Here is a 22,020-nt window from a genome sequence, read left to right on the forward strand (position 1 = left end):
TTTTTTTGCGTCCAAAATCAAAGGAACGCGCAACAAATACCGCCTTTCGGTGGGGGTATGGAGTAGATAGCAAGCACAGCAAACGAGTACCCGTTTGCGGAAAATGCTTGTTGGGATAATCCCAAACCCTTATACCGAAAGGCGGTGCGGAAATGGAAAACCGAAAGAGAAATATACAGATGAAGTTTTACGTTACGGAAGAAGAAAAGCGGCTGATCGACGAGAAGATGAAGCAGCTTCCCATAAAGCAGTATGGGGCATACTTCCGTAAAATGGCGATAGACGGGTATATTCTTGTCGTTGACCGAAGCGACACAAAAGCATATATCCGGGAACTGCAAGCGGTGAGCCGGAACATCAACCAAATTGCAAAACGCGCCAATGCGACGGGGACGGTTTACAGGCAGGATATAGAGGACATTAAAAAGGCGGTGGACGAGATATGGCGGTTACAAAGACGCACCCTATTAAATCAACCTTAAAGGCTGCGATAGACTATATCTTAAATCCCGAAAAGACAGACGGGAAGCTGCTTGCGTCCTCTTTCGGCTGCGGGCTGGAAACCGCCGATATTGAGTTTGCATGGACGCGGGAAGCTGCCGGAGATCGCGGCACACATTTAGGGCGGCACTTGATACAATCCTTTGCGGTGGGAGAAACCACACCGGAAGAAGCGCACAAAATCGGCATGGAACTTGCCGGGGCGGTATTAGGCGGCAAGTATGAGTTTGTTTTGACAACTCACGTCGATAAAGACCATCTGCATAATCACTTGATTTTCAACGCGGTTAGCTTCGTTGACTACAAAAAGTACCATTCCAACAAGCAAAGCTATCACTTTATCCGGCGCACCAGCGACAGGATATGTAAAGAGCATGGGCTATCCGTCGTCGTACCGGGACAGGACAAGGGAAAAAGCTATGCAGAATACACCGCCGAAAAGCAAGGGACAAGCTACAAAGCAAAGCTGAAAACGGCGATAGATACTCTCATTCCCCAAGTGAAAGATTTTGACGAACTGCTGCGCCGCTTGCAGGAAATGGGGTATGAAATCAAACAGGGCAAATACATTTCCTTTCGCGCTGCCGGACAGGAACGGTTTACCCGCACAAAGACGCTCGGCGCGGCCTATACGGAAGAAGCGATAAAGGAGCGTATCAAGGGCGTGTATGTTGCCAAAACAAAAACGCTGCGGGAAGATAAGAAAATCCGGCTTGTCGTCGATCTTGAAAACAGTATCAAAGCCCAACAGTCGGCGGGCTATGAACGGTGGGCAAAAATCCATAATCTGAAACAGGCTGCTAAAAGCATGAACTTCCTAACCGAAAACAAGATTGAGTATTATAGCGAACTTGAAAGCAAGATAGCCGATATTATGACCGCTCATGACGCGGCGGCAAAGGCGGTTAAGGAAGTGGAACAGCGTATGTCTGATTTGTCGCTGCTTATCAAGCACACCACCACATACCGACAGTTAAAACCGATTTACGATGAATACCGAAAATCGCCGGACAAGGAAAAGTATCTGCGGGGGCATGAAAGCGAAATTATCCTGTTTGAAGCTGCGGCAAGGGCATTAAAGGAAATGCAGATAAAGAAGCTGCCCGATCTCGCCGCGCTGCGCAAGGAGTATAGAAGCTTAAACGACAGGAAAACCAAATTGTATGAAGATTATCGGCAAGCCAAGAAGCAAATGCAGGAATACGGCGTTGTCAAAAAGAACGTCGATAGTATTCTTTACCCGTCCCAAAGCAGGGCGCGGGAGCAGGAGCGATAAGGCGCAAAACATGGGGTGGCAAGTGGAATGTTAAGGGCTGAAAACGCCTGTGTTTCTGCGGCTTCCAGCGCATGAAAACGACATAGACGATAAAGTATATTCAAACCCGCAAAAACGGCTTTCTAATTGTCCACGCAAGGACAAAAAAAGAACAGGGGCGCGGTGCCGGAAATCGGCAACCGCGCCCCTGTTCTCTATGGGCTATTCCTCGTCGGTCAAGATAAACTCCCTTTCGGAAAACTCGCTGTCCGTCATGGCTTGCAGCTTGTTCACCGCTGCGGCGGCAAGCTGGCGCATATCCTCGTCCATGTAGGGCATGGCGGCAAGGATATTTTCAAGCGTTGTTTCCCGGCTGTCCTCGGCGTAGATCGCAACAATGTTTTCTTCCTCAATGGTAAAGCGGGTATTCATGCTATCAAACCTCCAAATCCTTTTTATGCTCTTTCTGTTTATCTTTCGGCTGCTGCGCCGCCTGTTTCTTGTATTCGTCCAGCTTCTTCAAAATGGACGGTTTTTTCTGCGGCTGTTCCCGTTTCTCGGCTTTTACCGCTTTTGCAAGGTCGGTAACGGAAATCGCTTCCCCCGCCTTTGCCCGCTGCTCAAAATCTGCAACGGTGGGCGTTTGCGGCGTATTGTTGATAAGCCCGTCAAAATTGTTGTCGTTCTGCTCTATGGTGTCCTCGACGTGCTTTAAGGGATTATCCCGCTGCGGCTGCTCGGCGGCTATGGCATAAGCCTGTGTGCCATTCCCCATAATGAGATACTTCCCGTCCTCCGACGCATGGTGAAAACCAAATCCCGCCGCTTCGATCTGTTCACGGCTCATATCGGTAATATGAAAATTGCCCCTCGGCGTTCTAACGGTTTCACCCGTCAAAAGGCTGTCGGGGGTCGCTTCCGGCTGCTGCTTTTCAAGCTGCCCGTCCTTGTAGGAATATCCTTGCGCCGCGATTGCTTCAAGGGTCTTGCCCGTAACGTCGCCATAAATCCGCTTGTCTGCGTCAACCAGCATTTGCAAAGTGTCTTGTACGGTGTCGGACAAGGCTTGCTGCTGTTCGGGCGGCAGCTTGTCAAATACGGGGGTCTGCTGCTCCTGCAAAAACTCCGGCACTTGCTGAAAACCGATACTGTCTACATAGTGGGCGGTGTCCTCGTCGTTCTGATGAAGCACAACAATGTCGGAAACGGAAAGGCTATGCCCCTTAAAGTCGGCGGGGTGGTCGATATTAAACCTTTCCCAAATGTCGCCCAGCGTCATATCCTTTGTAAGCGGTGCAGTATAGACGAGTTCATAATTTACCCGGTCAATGGTAAGTCCAGCCGCTTGCAGACGGTCATAAGGCTCAAAGCGCAAGTCCCTTGTTTCGTCCCCGCGCTTTAACTGATAAATGGAAAAGGTATCGCCCTGCTCCTGCTCGGCTTGCCGCTGCTGCTGCAACTCGGTAAAATGCCCCTCAATCTCGGTAATGAGTTCCTTTGCGGTGGTCTGTATTGTTTCAAGGGACGCTTTTAACTCGGTCATTTCCTTGCCGCTGCTCCAACCAGCCACATAGCCGAAAGAGTAATCGGAAGTATCAAGGCCGAAATGCTGGCAAACCGTATAAGCGACGCTTTCCGCTTCTACCTCGCAGGTATGGCGGTCAACGCGGTTTTGCTGCTCCGGCGGGGCGTTTAAGTCTACGTCGTGCAGCTTCGCATGGGCGATTTCGTGAATGGCGGTCTTTACCGCCTGTAATTCACTCACGCCCTCTTTGATTGCAATACGCTTGTCGGTCAAACTGAAATACCCATTTGCGCCGTTTGTGATCTGCTCAAATGCAATCGGGACGGGGGACGCTTTTTCAAGGGCGGCGAAAAAATCCTCGTACTGCTCCACATCGGCAAGCAGCGGTTTAACGGAAAGGTCGGGAAACTCCTTGCCCTCGGTCTGCGAAATATCAAAGACGGTTATAACCTTAAAGGCGGGGACGGTGATTTCCTTTTCTTCCTTTACCACTTTTCCCTCGCGGTCAAGCATGGGCTTTCTCGTTTCGGGGTCGATTTTATCAACCAGCTTTTTCACCTTGTAGGGCGCGGGGGCAAAGATTTTAATGCCTTTCTCGCCTTTCTTTACATGGCGGTCAAACTCCTTTTCCCATTGACGGAAGCCCATTACCAAATTGCCGCCCTGCATAGCAATTAGGATAGTGTTATTCAAACTATAATCATGGAACTTTGACATAGCGGTTAGAAACTCTTTGTAGCGGTCGCTGTCAAAAATCGCCTGTACGCCCTGTTCCAAACGCGCGGTGATCTCCTTTACCTTTTCGGCGGGCTTTTCGGAAGTAAGGATAATGGGGACGACGGGGCGGGGCTGCTGCGGCTCTGCGGCCTGTGCGTCTGCTTGCTGCGTTTCGGCTGCGTCCATATAGGCTTTGTCCTGTTCGCCGCGCTCCGGCTGCGGGTAACTCATAATGCGGTATTCTTCCGGCACTTCGCGCCCCTCAAACTGCCGTTCCCACTCGTCGCCGCTTTCCACGATATAGCCGTACTCGGTAAACGCGCCTTTTTCCTGCGCGGCAGCGTTCCTGCCAAAAGTAGAAAGGTCAATGCCGCCTTTCCATTCTTCGGGCATTTGTACCATGCCGGATTGATTTAAGTAATAGTCGCCCAAATCGTGGTAGTTATGTACTTCGGGGATATGGACGTAAAAATCCACGTTGTAGGTGAAGTCAATTACCTGTCCAATATTTGCAAGCCCGTTTTTCTGCTGCAAAGCTGCGTTCAGCTTGCCAACCTCGGCGGGGTCAAGCTGTTCGAGCCGCGCCGCAAGAAAATTGAGTTCGTCCACGTCGGCGGCGCATACCATTTCATAAGGCAAGGCAATATGTTTCTCCGGGTCGTCGGAATAGCCGCGAATGGAAAAATCCTGCGGGTTGTCGGCGGTAATGCCGACGTTCCGCATAGCTTCGTGCAACTGCTCCTTTGTGGCGGGCATATCCAACCAATAGCCGCCGGGGTCGCCCGCGTCAAAGCGGCTGCGGTTGCCTATCATAATAGAAAACTGTTCGCTCATGTGTTCACGCTCCTTTTCCTGCCCGGTATTTTCGGGGATAGCTGCCGCCTGTTGCTGCTGCGGGGGTTCTTCGCCCTCTATGGTGTAGTCCGGCATGAGCATACCGTTTACTTTGAAATAGTCGGCGTACTCCTGCGGGATAGGCGGGGAGATTTCCGTAAACAAGCGGTCATACGCTTTGATACGCCCATTCAGATACTTTTCCATAGCTGCCTTGTCGGTGAAAACCTTTCTATCTTGTCCGGCAATCTTCGCTTGGGTTCTGCTTGGGCTGTTGGTGCGCACGCTCCATGTAAGCGTCCATGAATACGGGATAGATTTCTGCGCTTCTTTGTCGTAGCGGGTATTCTCGTAAATGTAGTAATTCATCTGATATACCCGGTTGCTGCGAATATGGCGGTTATGCTCGGTGGTCTGCCACTCGTTAGCGGTGTGCTGGACGTGCGGCGTTCTCACATATTCAAGTGTTTTATCCAGCAAAAGCGTTCTTCCCGCCTGTTCTTCCCATGCGGCGGCGCGTTCTTTAAGGTCGTCAAAAATCGCCTGTTCTGCCGCCGCGCTTTCGCTGCGCATGGAAAGTAGCTGCGCAATCGGCAAGGAAGCATAAGGGGCAATCTCCCTGTCCTTTGCTTCAAAATATATCCGGCGTTCTATCCGCATGGTTTCGGCGGCTTCTAATTTGTCATGGTCGTATGAGGAATAGTAGCTGTCAATGGTACTCGGCGCGTTGAACAGCACCGCTTTTAGATACTGCTTGATGTTGCGCACTTTGGTTGTGTTCTCCCTCATGCAATCCAAAACAAACTCAATATGGCTGCTGTTCAGCTTCAAAAACTTGGATTTCACCAATTCGGCGGGGTAGTCGTCCCCGGCAATACGGATTGTCTTTCGGGCTGTGCAGACGGTTTCCAGCATAAGGTCAACAATCTCGTCCAAACGGTCTTTGTCAATTTTGCAGTTTTGAATGAGATGGTCGTATTCGATATTGTCCTTGATAATCTCCCTGTAAATCTCTACTGCGCTATTGCTTTTCGCTTCCGTTCTTTTCCTTTCCGGCGGCGTAGCCGCTTCGCCATGCGCAAAGGGCAAGGGGTTTAGGGAATGGAAAGGAATGGAATCGGTACTTGATAAATCAGTAATTGATTGTTCTTTACTTAATATATCTTTATTTAATTGCGTTGGATTTTCCAACATAGGTTTTTCCTGCGTAGGTTTTTCCAACGTTGGATTATCCAATGTTGGATTTTCCAATGTAGGTAAATCCAATATAGGCGGCTGTCCGCCGCTGGTAGCTGCTTCCGGCTCTCGCGGCTGCGGCTGCTCGTATATGACGTAATCTGCGCCCCGCAAGCGTCCCTTTTCGTCGCGCTCCCGGCTGCGCACGATATATCCGGCTTTTTCGAGTTCCTTTACCGCTTCGCGGATTGCGTCGATCTTCTCCCGGTTGATATGGGATAAGCCCGCAAGGGTATAATCCCAATCTTCGGGCAGCGAAAGCATTTGCGACAACAAGCCCTTTGCCTTTAAGGACAATTCCTTGTTTCGCAAGTGGTGGTTGCTCATAACGGTATATCCCGTATTTCGCTCCACTCTGAAAACTGCCATATTTCCTCACTTCCTCTCTTGGTATGCGTGGACAATTAGAAAGCCGTTTTCGGCTGTTTTGGTATTGCAATATGCCCTTTGCCGTTTTCGCGTCTGCAAAGCCGCATGGCACAAGGGCTTTTGCCCGTCTATTTGTCCATGCTGGCGTGCGTTTTCCGCGTCCTTTTGCCGGGGCAATAGGGACACTCTTTGAAAACGCAAAACTCATATTTCCACCCGGGGCGGTAGAAACGGCAAGTGCCGCAATCTTCATCATCTCCGGCACAACCGGATTGATAGCGGTCAAATCCCGGCTTCTGCTGCATGAGCAATTCAAACGCCCGCTGCTTGCCCTTTGTGAAATACATTCCGGCTGCACCTCCTTTCCTGCGGGCATAAAAAAACGGCGTTACTTTCTCCCCCAAAGGGGTTAAGGTAACGCCGTTTGTGTGCGTATTCAGTTTTTAACACATTCCCTGTCTATCCGCTGTCCGCAAAACCATTGATTTTATTAGCTTTTTGCCGCTATCGCTATCACACCTCATTATTTGACCGCCCAGGCTTTCAGAAAATGCTTGATGAAATCGAAGTCGGTCATGTGGCTACGGTCATTACAAAGGACCTGTCAAGGCTTGGTCGCAACTCCGCATTGACGGGACTGTACATCAACTACACATTCCCTCAGAACGATGTTCGCTACATTGCCATCAACGACCACTATGACAGCATCAATCCAAACAGCACCGACAGCGACATTGCCGGTATAAAGAACTGGTTCAATGAGTTTTTTGCCAAGGACACCAGCCGCAAAATCCGTGCGGTGCAAAAAGCAAAAGGCGAGCGTGGCGAGAGATTGACCGTCAATGTGCCGTATGGCTACATGAAGAATCCCGAAGATCCAAAGGAATGGATTATCGACGAAGAAGCTGCACAGGTGGTCAAAAAGATTTTCACGCTCTGCATGAACGGGCGTGGACCGAGCCAAATCGCAGACCAGCTTGAAAAGGACAAGGTACTCACGCCTACCGCATACAAAAATAAGCAAGGCGTGAAAACACCGAACACCGAGCCGGAGAAGCCTTACCGCTGGCACGAAAGCACCGTAGTCAATATTCTTGAACGAAAAGAATATATCGGCGCAACGGTCAACTTCAAGACCTACACCAATTCCATTTGGGATAAGAAGCAGAGGGAAAATCCCGAAGAAAATCAAAAGATTTTCTACAACACCCATCCTGCCATCATTGAGCAGGAAGTCTTTGATAAGGTGCAGGAGATTCGCAAGCAGCGACACAGGAGAACGGCAACAGGCAAGAACAGTCCGTTTTCGGGTCTGGTGTTCTGTGCCGACTGCAAGCAGAAGCTCTACTATTCCACCACCAACTACTTTGAAAAGCGGCAGGACTTTTTCATCTGTTCCACCCATCGAGCCAACAAGGATAAGTGCAGCAGTCACTACATTCGTGCCGTGGTTTTGGAGGATGTGATCTGGAAGCACATGAAAGAGGTTATCTCGTATGTGACCCGATATGAAGCTCATTTTAGGGTGGAAATGGAGCAAAAACTCCGTCTGCAAAGCGAGGAAACCATAAGGGTATATAAGAAGCGTCTGTCACAGGCAGAAAAGCGTATAGGGGAGCTTGATCGCCTGTTTATTAAAATCTACGAGGACAACGCCAAGGGCAAGCTGAACGATGAACGCTTTGCCATGATGAGCAAGACCTACGAGGACGAGCAGGCGCAGCTTAAAGCTGAAATCGTCAATCTGCAAAACGAAGTCGAAGTACAGGAACGACAGATAGAAAACCTTGAGCAGTTTATTCAGCGGGTACACAGATACACCAACCTCACAGAACTCACGCCATACGCTCTCAGAGAGCTTGTGAAGGCGGTTTATGTAGAGGCACCGGACAAGTCCAGCGGCAAGCGCAAGCAGAAGGTACATATCGAATATGACCTTGTTGGCTACATTCCCGTGGATGAACTGATAAAAGCGGAACAGGCATGACCGAAATCATGCCTGTTCCAAGAAACTCAAATATTACTGTTTTACGACCACCGAGCATTCAAAAAGTTGCTCTTGTGTTCCAGCGCGTGCAGATTATAGCCAAGTGTAGCCAGGTGCGCTACCTTCAGCGCAACCAGATTGATGTCGGTGGACATCGCACTGGCGATCTGCTCGGCTGTGTATCCATACTCATAGATGTAACGAAGGACTTCATCGCTGTCCATCAGAATCTCTGCTGCTACGATGTTCGCTTCATATTCCGGTTTGGATTTCATATCGTAGAGCATGAACTCATGAATCGGGGTGGTTTTCGCCATATTCCGGTGAAGCTGATCATGCCCTAATTCATGTGCGCACACGATGCGCAGCATATTTTCATCCAGACTGTTATTCAGGAAAATAAAGCGATTTCGCTTAATCACCCGGTACATTCCCTTCAGGGAACCGAAATTTTCGCAAAGCATGACATTGATACCAAGCTGCCTTGCAATTTCAAAAGGGTCTCTGGAACCGCAGCGTTTTACCAGTTTCTCACCGACCCGTGAAAGCTGTTCCGCATTCATCATACCACCTCCAGTTTACAGTATAGCGAAAAGTGTGTACGATAAATATCACTGATCGGATTTTTTACGCCTCGTTTTCGGGGCGTATTTTTTATTGTTCTCTTTGGCAATCCAGTAGGCATCGGTCAGAGCTTTATAAGCTCCTTCGATGGCATCTTCGCTTAATTCGCCGCCAGCGAACATACCGGTCACTTCGCTGACCAGTTCTTCAATATCTTTCGCTGCTTTTGCGCCGCCTTTTTCATGAGCTTCTACGACATAGGTGCCGCTGCTTCCCAGCAGGTACTCAGTAGTAGTATTCAGCGCATCCGCAATCTTCTGGATCGTAACCATATTGGATGGTTTGCGGCTGCCAAGCTCATAATTCTGAATTGTGCGGGCGGTTACACCGGCCTTCTCTGCAAGTTCTACCTGAGTTAAATTGGCTTCTGTTCTTTTTTCTTTCAACCTTTCTTTGAAGACCATAGAAATACCTCTTTCTTTTTTGATAACGAACACGAACACTTTTTCATAAAAACCTATTGACACGAAAAACTGTGCTTGCTATAATGACGATGAAAACACGAAATACAATTCGTGTAATTATAGTATCACAAGAAATGCTGTGTGTCAATGCGTTCGTGAAAAGTTGTTCGTGCTTTCACGAACGGAGAGGAGGAATACAGGATGCAAAGAGTGATTCTTCACTGTGATATGAATAATTTCTATGCCTCTGTCGAGTGTATGCTGAATCCGGAACTGAAGAACAAGCCGGTGGCAGTGTGTGGTTCTGTGGAGGAACGGCATGGTATCGTACTTGCGAAGAACTACGCAGCAAAGGCGTTTGGCGTTTCCACGGGAGAGGCAATCTGGCAAGCAAAGCAGAAGTGCCAGGATCTTGTGATCGTGGAGCCGCACTATGAGCAATATATGAAGTTTTCAAAGCTGGCTCGTGGGATATACGGTCGCTATACCGATCAGATCGAGCCGTATGGGATGGACGAATGCTGGCTGGATGTGACCGGAAGCGGCTGCATGGGAACCGGATTTGAAATCGCAGATGAGATTCGCAGAACGGTTAAGTTTGAATTGGGACTTACGATTTCCGCAGGAGTGAGCTTCAATAAGATTTTTGCCAAGCTTGGGTCGGATATGAAAAAGCCGGATGCGATTACCTGCATCGAAGCAGATTCGTTCCAGGAGAAGATTTGGTGTCTTCCCGCCTCTGACTTGCTTGGAGTCGGCAGAGCGACCGAGAAGGTTCTGTCCGGTTATGGGATTCATACCATTGGAGAGCTTGCTGCAACATCGGATGATTTCTTGAAGTGCCGCCTTGGAAAGAATGGACTGGCGATTAAGAAATATGCCAATGGACTGGATGATTCGCCGGTTATGCGTTCCGATTATGTCTCCCCAGTAAAGAGCATTGGGCACGGAATAACGACCATGCAGGATTTGGAGAATAACGCCGAAGTCTGGTGTGTCATGCTGGAACTGGTGCAGGAGATCGGAACCAAGCTGCGAGCACATAAAAAGAAAGCTGGCGGAATAGCGATTTCCATCCGCAACAACGAGCTTTACACGAAAGAGTGGCAGTGCCGGATTGGTATTCCGACACAAAGCCCTACCTATCTGGCGAAAACCGCATTTGCACTGTTTGCAAAGAACTATCAGTGGGAGCATCCGATTCGTTCAGTGACGGTTCGGGCAATCAACCTGTTTGAAGAGGATTGTCCGATACAATACGACCTATTCACCGACGTGAAATCACTGGATCGCCAGGAACGGCTGGACGCAGCGATTGAGCAGATTCGATTCCGATTCGGGAAAGATGCGATTAAAAATGGGGTACTTTTTCAGAAAAGCAAGATGCCGACAGAGCGAAAAGTGGATTTGGTTATGCCGACAGGAATGATTGGTTAATACAGCACCGGTAGAATCTGGTGAGTTCTTTGCTAAAAGAAGTCAACACATTCGCCGGTTTGCAGAGGAGGAGCGTAGAATATGGCGGAACAGAAATGTAGAAAAGTATATGTACCTGTGAACTTAGATGTGGATGCAGAGGGAAATATTCGCCCGCGCCTAATTCGATGGATTGACGGACGGGTGTATGAGATCGACCGATTGAAGCATAAGTGCCGAGCTTCTTCCACGAAAGTGGGCGGCTGCGGAATTCGTTATACGGTCATGATCGGTGGGCATGAGAGTTTTCTGTTCAACGAAGATGAAAAATGGTTCGTTGAGGCAAAGGAGCAGTGCCTATGATCCTTTCACAGAAAAAAATAGAAGAAATCGCTGTTGCAGTGATAAGAGATTTTCAAAAGTCCTTTTTCGGCAGCGAAGCAGATGATCCGGCAAGATTTGCGCTTCCGACACCCATTGACCAGTTTGCATCCGATTATCTGAACCTGAAGGTGTCATTTCAAAAGTTGTCCTCGGACGGAAGCATCTATGGTCTGACCGCGTATGTGGATACAGAATATCAGATAGAGGTTGATGGAAGTCAGAGGAGCATCTTCCTGAAAACTAATGATGTGGTTCTGGACAAGAGTTTCATTGAACCAGAGAATATTCGGAAACTCTGCGGAAAACGCAGATTTACGCTGGCACATGAGTGCGCTCACCAGATATTGTTTCAGCTGGATGCCGATGACCGAAAGATAGCCTGCCATAAGAGACCGGAAGTGAGGAAAAAAGGTTCCCGCGTTCTGAGAACGCAGGAAGATTGGAACGAGTGGCAGGCCAATTCGCTGGGAGCTGCCATCCTGATGCCCCAGTCAGAAGTGGATCGGGCGATGTGGTTCATCAACAGCAGAAAGCCTCTGACATGTTATGGATGGCGTTTTTATAACAAAGACCAGGTGAAGATAGATACTTTCTGTGGTGTCTTTGGCGTTTCGAGATCGGCAGCTGCTATCCGCTTGGAACAACTGGGCTATCTGAACCGGAAAAAGGATTATGAATATCGTGATCCATTGGAGGTGTGGCCATGAGCAGGAATATCAGAGTATCGGAACCATCTGCGGAAATGCAGATTAAAATCATCCGGGCAAAGGATGCGATTGCTTCGCAAAAGCCCAGGATTGTCAGGTGCCCTTATTGCCGACACAATTCAATCATCGTCTTTGAGGATACCAGAGGACATGTGCAGACCAAATGTAAGGCCTGCGGACGCGAGACCGTCTTCAATGTTTTGGAGATGAGAAGATTACGAAGATTGCAGCTCTACTATTCGTCTTTGAATGGTTGAGATGACAATAAATAACCCTATTAACACAATTTTATAAGTCATAGCTGTGCTGTGGAGCCGCTGATAGGCGAAGTCTTCCGAATGCCGCATGAGACAGAATTATGGGATACCCATGTTCTGTTTTATCGGCACAGGATTTTTCTTCACCGTCATGCGGCTCTTTTTTTGACCTTCCGTCGATCCGGTTCTGTACCGGCTGTGCGGAAGGAGAAACGTATGTATTTTGACGCAAAAGAGTTTGGTAAGAGACTTCACGATGTTCGCACTTCCCGTGGCATTACGCAGGAGGAACTGGCGGTTCGCCTGGGCCTGGCAAGCAAGCAGCATGTCAGCCGCATGGAGAACGGTGAACGCAGCTGCTCTATTGACTTGCTGATTGAACTGTCCTGCATCCTCCATGTCAGCACGGATTATCTTCTGATGGGCAGCGAGCCAAGCAAAGAGGAAGTCAAAAATGATCTTCTTAGTATTATTTCGGAGCTGTCTACGATTGCGAAGAAAATCTAAAAAGCATTAGGCGCAATATAACTGCTGACGGCGTAGAATCATGGTGGCTATCTTGGTGGATACCTTGATGGGTGTCATCCTCTAAGGTATCATGGGTTGCGTCATAGGACTTATCATTGGCTGTACCCATGATAGAGTGAGCATGAGTGATTTGAGCACCCTCACTGCCGTGGGCAATAAGGTGGATACAAAGATTCAAAACTGTGTGTGGGATGTCCGGCGATTTATCTTGCTCACTAACTTGGTCATTGACTAAGTTTTTCTGACTAAGTTGGTAATTTACATTTTTCAAGATGACTCTGAAATCTGTTGCCGTTGAGAAAATTTTCGGATTATATGCCGCTGTATATCCAGGCGGCTTTTCGGTTTCCCTGACGATTTTGCGTAGGCCGCTTCCATGACGCTCCATGTATTTCATGCGGTGGAACGGGTCAGCAATCATAGGGCTTGCCATATTGAACGGATACTTTTTAGTGTCAAAAACAAATCAGAAAATAAAAACGGAAAATCCGTTGATATTTTCTGATTTGCGGCGTATAATAAGATTATAAGAAAATAAAAACGAAAAAACTGTTTTTAGAGGAGGGCTACCTATGAAAATACTCCGCATCACCGCACAAGGACTCCCATTATTCAAAAAAGACTTGGATATTTGCTTTTATACGCAGCAACGTGTTTGCGAAGAGGACAAAGATAGTCTTTACCGTTTGACGGATAACTACTATCTCCACTCTGCCTGTGCTTTCATTGGAATTAACGCATCTGGCAAGACCTCGGTATTAAAGGTCATTAGCTTGGCCTTAAATATTGTGAAAAATGAGCCCATCAATCATGTGGAGGCAAAAAGCATTCTTGGCGGAGCGAAGAATGTTACAATCCGCACATATTTTTATGATAAGCGTAGCTATGTCTGCTGCTTGGAAACTGTAATTGCGGCAAAGAAGTCGAAAACAGGGGAATATGTGTATTCGATTCTGTCTGAAAGCCTTTGGGAAAAACCGATTGCAACCGTTAAGTCGAAAAAGTATCTGACAGATTTTACAGGAATGAAGCCTGTAGAGCAGCGCAATAGCGATGAAGTATACCTTTCTGATGATGTCAGCTTTGTCATTGCACATAATAAAAAAGCGAATGATACAGTGGAAATATTCAGCCTGCTTTCCTATACGAATGTGAATGTGCTTCCATTTACCGAAGATATTCCATTGGAGGTAATTGCATTTCTCGATCCGACCATTGAGAAATTGTGTTTTGAGCAGACAGAGGGAAAAACATTTATCCACTTGAAGTTTAAGGATGAAGAAGAGATTATCCTGAATAATGCGGCAGACCTTGAGCAGTATCTGTCCTCTGGTACGATTAAGGGTATTATTACATTCTCGATGGTAAAGGAAGTTCTTCATTCAGGTGGTTATCTTCTGGTAGATGAAATAGAGAATCATTTCAACAAGGAAATTGTAACGACCTTAGTGCGCTTCTTTATGGACAGCCGACTGAACAAAAATGGCGGAACGCTTATTTTCACTACGCATTATCCGGAACTGCTGGACGAATATGACCGAAATGACGGAATTTGTATCGTTAGAAACCGTAATGGCATTACAGCAGAAAATCTGAGCTATATATTGAAACGTAATGATATTAAAAAGAGTGATGCTTACCAGAGCGGCTTCCTTGAGGGAACAACGCCAGCATATGAAGCGTATATGCGCTTGAAGAAAAGCTTGGCTGCTTCAATCAATTAAGGAGGCGGCAGAATGGAATTAGCAAAATACAAGGCGTGTATATGTGAAGGCTCTGCCGAAGAAGCTATTATCGACATACTGGTTGATAATGATCTTCTGATTTTCAACAGAGAAGAAATGTTGGAAGAACGTGTCATCCGTTGCAGAAGTGCTAAACGATTCGAGGAGCGATACTTACGGAAAGGATTCGATGAGCAGATTTCTGTGATACGGATTTTGGATTCTCGCAGAGAGGAATTTCGATTGAGTAAAGCATATGAGCAGAAAATTGACGTGGTAAATGTCATTACTGCTCCAGAAATTGAAATGCTGATTATTCATGCGGAAGGAGCATATGATCAGTTTAAGCGTTCTGGAAAAAAACCAAGCGAATTTTGTAAAATAAATCTTCGGATGCATGATGTGAAGTCGTATGATTTTGTGAAGCAGTATTTCAGTAATCCTCAGCTCTTGGTGAAAGCCATAAAAGAGTATCGCAGAACAGCAAATATCCCCAAAGGAGAATACAGCTTGTCTGATTTGCTGAGATGAGCGTTGCTTTTTTGATACATTGGCCGTGACTCAAATGGTCACCAGGAGATAAACGGGTACCAGTTTATAGAAAATAGAATAGAATCGTCTTTGATGCCTCGTTGGGAAACCAACGGGGTATTTTTTTGCCTCAATCCGGCCGTATAGAACACTGAAAAAGTCAAAACGAACCGTATGTAGTCCTGCAAGGACAACCAAAGTGCGCCTACGAGGCCAACGCGAAACCGGAGAATTCTTGTTAAACTTACTTTGTAAGGACGAAAGTCCGGATGTCCCTTGAAAACTGAATACTCATTCTTCAGGTACATTCCTGTTTGGTCGAGCCTTCGACTGCACGCCATGAAGCCCATCGGGGCGATAGCGGTTTCGCAGAAGCAAATGCCGGATTGCAACCGGCGGCGGTGTTAAAGCCGGACAGGGACAATGATACTTCCGTAATTCGCGGTCCGGCCATAAGGAAGGCGGGATGGTTAAATTCCAATGGAGCAGTGAAGCACACTGCCGCCTGTGAGAAATCCTACATCTCTGGGGTGATAAGAAAAAGTACAGAGAAACCATATTTTCAGAAAGCGCTGCCGGGTGCTGTATCAGCATGATACCTGGCAGGCTTTATCCATATCAGTGTATGGAGATTGGAGACAACAGCATATGAAAGAAAACTGGGTTTATCGGCGAGGTGATTTATATCTCGCCAATCTCGGTGTTCCGGTCGGATCAAAGCAGGGCGGTGTTCGTCCTGTTGTGGTTCTTCAGAATGATGTCGGCAATTATTATGCGCCGACGATCACGATTGCTCCGCTGACATCGAAAATTGAGAAGAAGCGAAAACAGCCAACGCATTTCTTTCTCCGTAAAGCAAAGGGACTGGCAAAACCGTCTATGGTATTGGCAGAACAGCTCGACACCTGCGACAAGATATGCGTGATTCGCTATCTTGGGCGGGTAAGTAAGGGGCAGATGCGTGGGATTGATGAAGCTGTAAGGATTCAACTTGGATATTACATTCCGGAACAAGCAGAGAAAAAAAGACAGGGCAAATGCCGAAAGGATGGCGAAGAAGGCGATGGATAAACTGATTACAAGGAAAGAAGCAGCCAGTATACTGGGAATCAGCGTAAAAACACTGGATGCTGCAAGAACAGACGGTTTGATCTCCTATGTTCAGTATGTGGAAAACGGCTGCGTTTATTTCACGGAAGTGGGGATTCAGGAGTACATTGCAAAATGTACGCACCGTGCAAAACCGATGGAACGTGCTGCGACATATCGCAAACCTCGAAGCTTTCGGCGGTGAAAATCGACATCGTTGAGTATGGACGATGAATCCGCAATAATGAAAGCATCAACAGGATTGGAGGTAATGATATGGCGGCAAGAAGAATGATGCTTCCCGATTATGGTACGGTGAGTATGAAGGGAACGCAATATTATCGAACCCGTGTAACAGATCAGCAGGGACGGCGGGTTTCCTTATATGCAAGAACGAGAGAGGAACTGTACCAGAAGGAACAGGAAGCGATCCAGCAGATTGAGAACAAGACGTATCGCCGCAGTACACCTACAGTGGAGGAGTATTGCGAGAAATGGCTGCTGATGCAGTCGGCACAGATCAGGATGACAACGCTGATTGACTATACATCGAAAGTGAAGAACTACATCATCAAGCCATTGGGCGATATGCATATGGGAGATGTAACAGCAGATGACATTCGCCTGGCACTGTTGGCGGCATCGAAAAAGTCGGCATCCGTGTACAAATCAGTGAACGTTCTATATAAGTGTATTTTCACGGCAGCAATGGAGAGTAAGATCATTGATGAGAATCCGACCATCTATCTGAAGAAGAATGTGGGCGGGATTCCCCAGAAGGACCGCCTCCCGCTTACGGATGAGCAGGTGGATAAGCTGCTGGATGCCATTTACGGCTTACCGCCGTATGTGTTCGTGATGCTGGGGCTGTACGCAGGATTGCGGAGAGAAGAAATCCTCGGACTTCAATGGGATTCGGTGTATCTTGATTGCGAGGCTCCGTACCTTACCGTTCGGAGAGCCTGGCATACGGAGCATAATCGTCCGGTGATTCTGACAGAGCTGAAAACAAAGGCAGCGCATCGGAATGTCCCTCTGCCGGACAATCTTCTGGAATGTCTGAAAGAGGCGAAGAAGACATCGACATCGGATTTTGTGGTTGCAAACCGGGATGGAGACCCGTTGTCCTATACGCAGTTCAAGAGATTATGGCAGTATATCGTAACCCGTACCACCAAGGAACGCTGCTATTACCGCTATGAAGATGGCAAGAGGGTGAAGCATACGGTGAAGCCGGTTCTGGGGCAAAAGGCAGCACACAATGGAAATGTGGTTTACAGTCTGGACTTTGAGGTGACTCCGCATCAGCTGCGGCACACCTACATTACGAATCTGATTCATGCTTCGGTTGATCCGAAGACGGTTCAGTATCTTGCCGGTCATGAAAGCAGCAAGATCACCATGGATATTTACGCCAAGGTGAAATATAATCGCCCAGAGCAGCTCGCAGGAGTGCTGGAAGATGCTTTTGCATCGTGGGATTAAGAGTAAATCAGAAAGAAATTAGGGCAGGGATGGTCAAAAATTCCTGCCTTTTTACATACATTCGACATCCTTGAAGGAAGTGCTGTACGCCATGATAATAAAAGTGACAACACGCAATGTATGAAGATAGATAGGAGGAGAACACATGGCTAAAGGGAAAAAGCGTCCTGCTGAACTTCCGGAATACGGAACAGTGATGATGAAAGGGGTACAGTATTACCGCACCCGGATTACAGATGCAGACGGAAAGAGAGTGGCGATTTACGGGCTGACACGCGAAGAATTGTATGACCGGGTGGAAGATGCCCAGAAGAAAATCGCGGAAGTGGTTTTCCATAGAGAGAATCCGACCGTGGAAGAGTACTGTGAAAAATGGTTGCTGATGCGGTCTGGAACGGTAAGAACTAATACGTTGGAAGGATACGCACGGATGGTGAATCGGTACATCGTGGGTCCGATTGGACAGATGTATATGGACGAGGTGACCACAGATGACCTGCGGCTGCTGATGGTTCCGTTATCAAAAGGTTCTTCCGGAATGTATGGTCAGCTCAATATGCTGATTAAGAACATTTTTAATTCAGCAGAAGAGAGCAAGGTGATTAAAGAGAATCCATCCAAAACGATTTGCGCAAGAGGCGGAAAGCCAGCGAAACGGCGCGAGGCTTTGACGGATGAACAGACTGCCATTTTGCTGGATAGCATTCGTGAGCTTCCACCGTATGTCTTCGTGATGATCGGTTTGTACGCGGGATTGCGTAGAGAAGAGATCCTTGGATTAAAATGGGACTGCGTATTCCTGGATGAAAAAACGCCGTACATTTCGGTAAGGCGTGCATGGCATGTGGAAGGCGGTGAGCCGGTAGTCAACACGCTATTGAAGACACCGGCAGCAAAACGAGATGTTCCGATTCCAAAATGCCTGGTAGCCTGTCTCAAGGAAGAAAGGGAAAAATCAGAATCGGAATATGTGATCTCGAATTCGAAGGGAACTGTTTTGACGGAAACACAGTTTGTGAGAGTCTGGAAGTACATAACAGTCCGTTCTACTGCAGAACGCTGTTATTACACTTATGTAAATGGACAGTCCATCAAGCATAGAATAAAGCCAAGGCTTGGTGAGCATCAGCCGAATAATCCCAAACTGGTGTATACGATGGACTTCAAGGTGACTCCGCACATGCTGCGGCACACCTACATCACCAATCTGATTTACAAAGGTGTTGATCCTAAGACGGTGCAGTATCTGGCAGGCCATGAGAACAGCAAAACGACTATGGACATCTATGCGAAAGTCAAATATAATAAACCTGAGGAATTAAGCAGCGTTGTGAATGCTGCATTCGGGCTGCGTTAAACTGCACCAAAAATTTCGCGATTTCGTGGGTTTACCTATGGGTTTACTGAGAGAGGAAAGCCCGAAAAACCGCATGAATACTGGTCTTTTTGGATCAAGGTCAGGTGAGTACGGCCTGAAGGCTGCACGTCGTGCACCGCAGTTCAGCAAGCGATAATCGATTGCTCAGATTATATCAAAATGGTTCAAAAAGCCCGGAAAATCAAGGTTTTCCGGGCTTTTGCTATATCTAAACGGGCTGATATGGTTTGACCAAATTTGGCAAAACGAGAGCCGATTTCATCCAATTTTTAGTGGTCCGCAAGTGGTTAACTGGCCAAAAAGAGGGCAAAAAGAGGGGGAAGTGGTTCCCAAAGTGGTTAACCGAGAGCCGATTTTTGGGGTGCTTTTCAGCCCTCCTTCCCCTCGTTTTTTGACTGTGGCAGTTTGGCATAGTTTGAGCTAATTTGAATAATTGAATATGAATTTGATGTAGCACACAGTATAAATGCTGGGTGCTTTTTTCATTTCAGGAACTCGTATTCCGGCGATAGAAAGAGCCGTCACTTCACTGTTAATTTTGAAGTGGCGGCTTTTTCTATTTCCAGAAGCAACAGCAATAATTAGAAATGAGGTGAAGTCAATGAACACGCAAATCATCGCCATCGCCAACCAGAAAGGCGGCGTTGGCAAAACAACAACCTGTGCGAACTTGGGAATAGGTCTGGCACAGGCCGGAAAGAAAGTGCTTCTGATAGACGGGGACCCACAAGGAAGCCTGACAATCAGCTTGGGAAATCCGCAACCGGACAAGCTGCCATTTACACTGTCGGATGCAATGGGCAAAATTCTGATGGATCAGCCTATACGCCCCGGAGAAGGTATTCTGCATCATGCAGAAGGCGTTGACCTGATGCCTGCGGATATTCAGCTTTCCGGTATGGAGGTTTCTCTGGTAAACGCCATGAGCCGTGAAACGATTTTACGGCAATACCTGGACACACTGAAGGGACAATATTCCCATATCCTGATTGACTGTCAGCCTTCGTTGGGGATGCTTACGGTCAATGCGCTGGCGGCTGCGAATAGGATCATCATTCCCGTTCAGGCAGAGTATCTGCCCGCTAAAGGGCTGGAACAGCTGCTCTCCACGGTAAACAAGGTAAAGAGGCAAATCAACCCCAAGCTCCAGATTGACGGTATCCTGCTGACGATGGTGGACAGCCGAACCAACTTTGCCAAAGAGATTTCCGCGCTCCTGCGGGAGACCTATGGCAGCAAGATCAAAGTATTCGGCACAGAGATCCCCCATTCTGTCCGTGCAAAGGAAATCAGCGCAGAGGGAAAAAGTATTTTCGCCCATGACCCTGGCGGCAAGGTGGCAGAGGGGTATCGAAATCTGACGAAGGAGGTGTTGAAACTTGAAAAGCAGCGCGAAAAAAATAGAGCTGGCCTCGGTAGATGATCTGTTCTCCACCGAAGAAGGCCGTCAGGATGCAAAGCTGGAAAAGATTCAGGAGATTCCGCTGTCTGAACTGCATCCCTTTAAGAACCACCCATTCAAAGTCAAGGATGACGAAGCAATGATGGAAACCGCAGACAGTATCAAACAGTATGGTGTGCTGGTTCCTGCGATTGCCCGCCCTGACCCGGAGGGTGGTTATGAACTGGTAGCCGGACACAGGCGGCACAGAGCCAGTGAGCTGGCAGAAAAGGAGACCATGCCGGTCATTATTCGGGATTTAGATGATGATGCCGCCACGATCATTATGGTTGACAGCAATCTGCAACGCGAAAGTCTCCTCCCAAGTGAAAGAGCCTTTGCTTACAAGATGAAACTGGATGCCATGAAAAGACAGGCTGGCAGACCGAGTAAAGAAAATGTGTCCCAAGTTGGGACACAAAAGCGATCAGACCAGTTGCTTGCTGAACAGGTGGGGCAAAGTCGAAATCAAATTCAGCGCTATATCCGTCTGACAGAGCTGATTCCTGAATTGATGGACATGGTGGATGAAAAGAAAATTGCCTTAAATCCTGCTTATGAGCTGTCCTTCCTCAAAAAAGAGGAACAGAGAGATTTGCTGGATGCAATGGACAGCGAACAGGCTACCCCTTCTCTTTCTCAAGCCCAGCGGCTCAAAAAATACAGTCAGGAGGGGCATCTGACCCTCGATATGATGCGTGTCATCATGGGTGAGGAAAAGAAAAGCGATCTGGACCGAGTGACATTTACCTCTGACACCTTGCGGAAGTATTTTCCTAAAAGCTATACGCCCCAGCGGATGCAGGAAACCATCATCAAGCTGCTGGAGGCATGGCAGAAAAAGCGTCAGAGAGACCAGGAACGATGAAAGGAGCCGCCTATGATGGATATTTCAGCCCGTGAGCTGAAAGGACACAACATTCTCGCCGTGGAGAGGTTTTGGGATAACACACGCTGGATGATTGAGTTTTCCGTCCTGCGTCCCAGCACAGCTTACGGCAGCCCCGGAGAGGAAATGCGGCTGTTTTTGACCGAGGACGGGTATCAGGCTGCCCTGCAAAGCCAGCAGCGTCGGGAGATTAAGATCAAGCGTTACGCTCGTGTGATTGAGGGACATATCCTCGATTTCAAACCGGGAAAACGCCGCCGCTCATAAACCCATACAACGAAAGGAAAGGAATGACTATGTGTACGGTAAAGGAAATTCAAGAAGCAATCCGGGAAGATTGCAAATCTCAGCATGACATGGAATCAACGGATATTGACCGAGTGATGCAAACACTTCCTTTCGCCCAGGAGGAGCCATTTACAGAGGCGCGTCCTCGAAAGCCGCTGTTTTGGTTCTATGCAAGAAAATTTGAAAAGTGTTGAACACCGCAATTCTTTGGAATGAGGATTGCGGTTTTTTTGTACCCAAAATTCGGAAGGAGTGAGGTCGATGGCCGTTTTTCGCATTGAACGGACCCGTGATTATACTGTGATGAGCAATCATCATTTACGAAATGCAAACCTGTCGTTAAAAGCCAAGGGACTGCTTTCCATGATGTTATCTTTGCCAGAGGACTGGAATTACACCACCCGTGGTCTTGCAAAGATCTGTAAGGAGGGCGTGGATGCCATAGGCGCTG

23 protein-coding genes and 2 pseudogenes are annotated in these 22,020 nt (G+C 47.7%); 19 read left to right on the forward strand and 6 right to left on the reverse strand.

The genetic code is table 11. From position 1 onward, the window contains the following. The first annotated feature begins 152 nt into the window (after positions 1 to 152). Together OCV62_RS15135 and OCV62_RS15140 are read left to right on the forward strand one after the other, a co-directional pair. A complete protein-coding gene (locus OCV62_RS15135) occupies positions 153 to 482 on the forward strand; it encodes a plasmid mobilization protein (protein WP_002584958.1) in 330 nt (109 codons plus the stop codon). Then, on the forward strand, positions 443 to 1,777 hold the full coding sequence (locus OCV62_RS15140; protein WP_002584959.1) for a relaxase/mobilization nuclease domain-containing protein: 1,335 nt from the start codon (positions 443 to 445) through the stop codon (positions 1,775 to 1,777). Before OCV62_RS15135 ends, OCV62_RS15140 begins: the two co-directional genes overlap by 40 nt. Positions 1,778 to 1,978: 201 nt before the next feature. On the opposite strand, the gene OCV62_RS15145 is transcribed toward OCV62_RS15140, so the two are convergent. From OCV62_RS15145 to OCV62_RS15160, 3 genes are all read right to left on the reverse strand, one after another. Beyond that, a complete protein-coding gene (locus OCV62_RS15145) occupies positions 1,979 to 2,188 on the reverse strand; it encodes a transposon-transfer assisting family protein (protein WP_002584960.1) in 210 nt (69 codons plus the stop codon). A 4-nt stretch (positions 2,189 to 2,192) separates the two neighbouring features. Beyond that, positions 2,193 to 6,437, reverse strand: coding sequence for a DUF6017 domain-containing protein (locus tag OCV62_RS15150; protein WP_330667412.1), 4,245 nt, complete (start codon positions 6,435 to 6,437; stop codon positions 2,193 to 2,195). Between the two features lie 128 nt (positions 6,438 to 6,565). Next, positions 6,566 to 6,784 (reverse strand): hypothetical protein, encoded by a 219-nt coding sequence (locus OCV62_RS15160; RefSeq protein WP_002604486.1) that lies wholly within the window; start codon positions 6,782 to 6,784, stop codon positions 6,566 to 6,568. A 134-nt stretch (positions 6,785 to 6,918) separates the two neighbouring features. Between OCV62_RS15160 and OCV62_RS15165 the strand changes: the two genes are divergently transcribed. Continuing rightward, positions 6,919 to 8,424: a recombinase family protein gene (locus OCV62_RS15165; protein ID WP_262587733.1), complete on the forward strand. Its 1,506-nt coding sequence runs from the start codon at positions 6,919 to 6,921 to the stop codon at positions 8,422 to 8,424. A gap of 41 nt (positions 8,425 to 8,465) precedes the next feature. On the opposite strand, the gene OCV62_RS15170 is transcribed toward OCV62_RS15165, so the two are convergent. Both OCV62_RS15170 and OCV62_RS15175 read right to left on the reverse strand, forming a co-directional pair. Then, positions 8,466 to 8,990: an ImmA/IrrE family metallo-endopeptidase gene (locus tag OCV62_RS15170; RefSeq protein ID WP_330667413.1), complete on the reverse strand. Its 525-nt coding sequence runs from the start codon at positions 8,988 to 8,990 to the stop codon at positions 8,466 to 8,468. A gap of 45 nt (positions 8,991 to 9,035) precedes the next feature. Then, a complete protein-coding gene (locus tag OCV62_RS15175) occupies positions 9,036 to 9,452 on the reverse strand; it encodes a helix-turn-helix domain-containing protein (RefSeq protein ID WP_002576372.1) in 417 nt (138 codons plus the stop codon). A gap of 201 nt (positions 9,453 to 9,653) precedes the next feature. Between OCV62_RS15175 and OCV62_RS15180 the strand changes: the two genes are divergently transcribed. The 5 genes from OCV62_RS15180 (at position 9,654) to OCV62_RS15200 (ending at position 12,723) form a co-directional block, all read left to right on the forward strand. Next, a complete protein-coding gene (locus OCV62_RS15180) occupies positions 9,654 to 10,889 on the forward strand; it encodes a DNA polymerase Y family protein (RefSeq protein WP_008396547.1) in 1,236 nt (411 codons plus the stop codon). An 81-nt stretch (positions 10,890 to 10,970) separates the two neighbouring features. Beyond that, positions 10,971 to 11,231, forward strand: a complete 261-nt coding sequence (locus tag OCV62_RS15185; RefSeq protein WP_262587735.1) for a hypothetical protein — start codon at positions 10,971 to 10,973, stop codon at positions 11,229 to 11,231. Next, complete coding sequence (locus tag OCV62_RS15190; RefSeq protein WP_154265718.1) at positions 11,228 to 11,959, forward strand: ImmA/IrrE family metallo-endopeptidase; 732 nt, start codon at positions 11,228 to 11,230, stop codon at positions 11,957 to 11,959. Before OCV62_RS15185 ends, OCV62_RS15190 begins: the two co-directional genes overlap by 4 nt. Then, a complete protein-coding gene (locus OCV62_RS15195) occupies positions 11,956 to 12,216 on the forward strand; it encodes a hypothetical protein (RefSeq protein ID WP_008396552.1) in 261 nt (86 codons plus the stop codon). The genes OCV62_RS15190 and OCV62_RS15195 overlap by 4 nt, the downstream gene beginning before the upstream one ends. Before the next feature lie 216 nt (positions 12,217 to 12,432). Then, on the forward strand, positions 12,433 to 12,723 hold the full coding sequence (locus OCV62_RS15200) for a helix-turn-helix domain-containing protein (RefSeq protein ID WP_002576367.1): 291 nt from the start codon (positions 12,433 to 12,435) through the stop codon (positions 12,721 to 12,723). Between the two features lie 265 nt (positions 12,724 to 12,988). On the opposite strand, the pseudogene OCV62_RS18555 reads toward OCV62_RS15200, so the two are convergent. Further along, a pseudogene (locus tag OCV62_RS18555) lies at positions 12,989 to 13,171 on the reverse strand (ATP-binding protein); the annotation flags it as partial. A 145-nt stretch (positions 13,172 to 13,316) separates the two neighbouring features. On the opposite strand from OCV62_RS18555, the gene OCV62_RS15210 reads away from it, so the two are divergent. The 11 genes and pseudogenes from OCV62_RS15210 to OCV62_RS15260 form a co-directional block, all read left to right on the forward strand. Next, positions 13,317 to 14,468 carry an AAA family ATPase gene (locus OCV62_RS15210; protein ID WP_262587741.1) on the forward strand — a complete coding sequence of 384 codons (1,152 nt, stop codon included), beginning with the start codon at positions 13,317 to 13,319 and terminating at the stop codon, positions 14,466 to 14,468. Positions 14,469 to 14,480: 12 nt separating this feature from the next. Continuing rightward, positions 14,481 to 14,999 carry a hypothetical protein gene (locus OCV62_RS15215; protein ID WP_002576365.1) on the forward strand — a complete coding sequence of 173 codons (519 nt, stop codon included), beginning with the start codon at positions 14,481 to 14,483 and terminating at the stop codon, positions 14,997 to 14,999. Between the two features lie 648 nt (positions 15,000 to 15,647). Beyond that, on the forward strand, positions 15,648 to 16,070 hold the full coding sequence (locus OCV62_RS15220) for a type II toxin-antitoxin system PemK/MazF family toxin (protein WP_002576364.1): 423 nt from the start codon (positions 15,648 to 15,650) through the stop codon (positions 16,068 to 16,070). Continuing rightward, the gene (locus OCV62_RS15225; RefSeq protein WP_002576363.1) at positions 16,063 to 16,293 is read left to right on the forward strand and encodes a MerR family transcriptional regulator; all 231 of its coding nucleotides are present in this window, start codon (positions 16,063 to 16,065) and stop codon (positions 16,291 to 16,293) included. The genes OCV62_RS15220 and OCV62_RS15225 overlap by 8 nt, the downstream gene beginning before the upstream one ends. 71 nt (positions 16,294 to 16,364) lie before the next feature. Next, a complete protein-coding gene (locus tag OCV62_RS15230) occupies positions 16,365 to 17,573 on the forward strand; it encodes a tyrosine-type recombinase/integrase (RefSeq protein ID WP_002576362.1) in 1,209 nt (402 codons plus the stop codon). A gap of 145 nt (positions 17,574 to 17,718) precedes the next feature. Then, positions 17,719 to 18,930 carry a tyrosine-type recombinase/integrase gene (locus tag OCV62_RS15235; RefSeq protein ID WP_055222189.1) on the forward strand — a complete coding sequence of 404 codons (1,212 nt, stop codon included), beginning with the start codon at positions 17,719 to 17,721 and terminating at the stop codon, positions 18,928 to 18,930. A 622-nt stretch (positions 18,931 to 19,552) separates the two neighbouring features. Further along, the gene (locus OCV62_RS15240; RefSeq protein ID WP_004797470.1) at positions 19,553 to 20,374 is read left to right on the forward strand and encodes a ParA family protein; all 822 of its coding nucleotides are present in this window, start codon (positions 19,553 to 19,555) and stop codon (positions 20,372 to 20,374) included. Beyond that, the gene (locus OCV62_RS15245; protein WP_262587745.1) at positions 20,331 to 21,260 is read left to right on the forward strand and encodes a ParB/RepB/Spo0J family partition protein; all 930 of its coding nucleotides are present in this window, start codon (positions 20,331 to 20,333) and stop codon (positions 21,258 to 21,260) included. Before OCV62_RS15240 ends, OCV62_RS15245 begins: the two co-directional genes overlap by 44 nt. Positions 21,261 to 21,272: 12 nt before the next feature. Beyond that, positions 21,273 to 21,548 carry a DUF5720 family protein gene (locus tag OCV62_RS15250; RefSeq protein WP_005335947.1) on the forward strand — a complete coding sequence of 92 codons (276 nt, stop codon included), beginning with the start codon at positions 21,273 to 21,275 and terminating at the stop codon, positions 21,546 to 21,548. A gap of 23 nt (positions 21,549 to 21,571) precedes the next feature. Next, positions 21,572 to 21,763 (forward strand): hypothetical protein, encoded by a 192-nt coding sequence (locus tag OCV62_RS15255; RefSeq protein WP_007886609.1) that lies wholly within the window; start codon positions 21,572 to 21,574, stop codon positions 21,761 to 21,763. A 67-nt stretch (positions 21,764 to 21,830) separates the two neighbouring features. Next, positions 21,831 to 22,020: pseudogene (locus OCV62_RS15260) on the forward strand (helix-turn-helix domain-containing protein); the annotation flags it as partial.

The sequence above is a fragment of the Gallintestinimicrobium propionicum genome (assembly GCF_025567525.1).
In the GTDB taxonomy this organism is placed as follows: Bacteria; Bacillota; Clostridia; order Lachnospirales; family Lachnospiraceae; genus Gallintestinimicrobium; species Gallintestinimicrobium propionicum.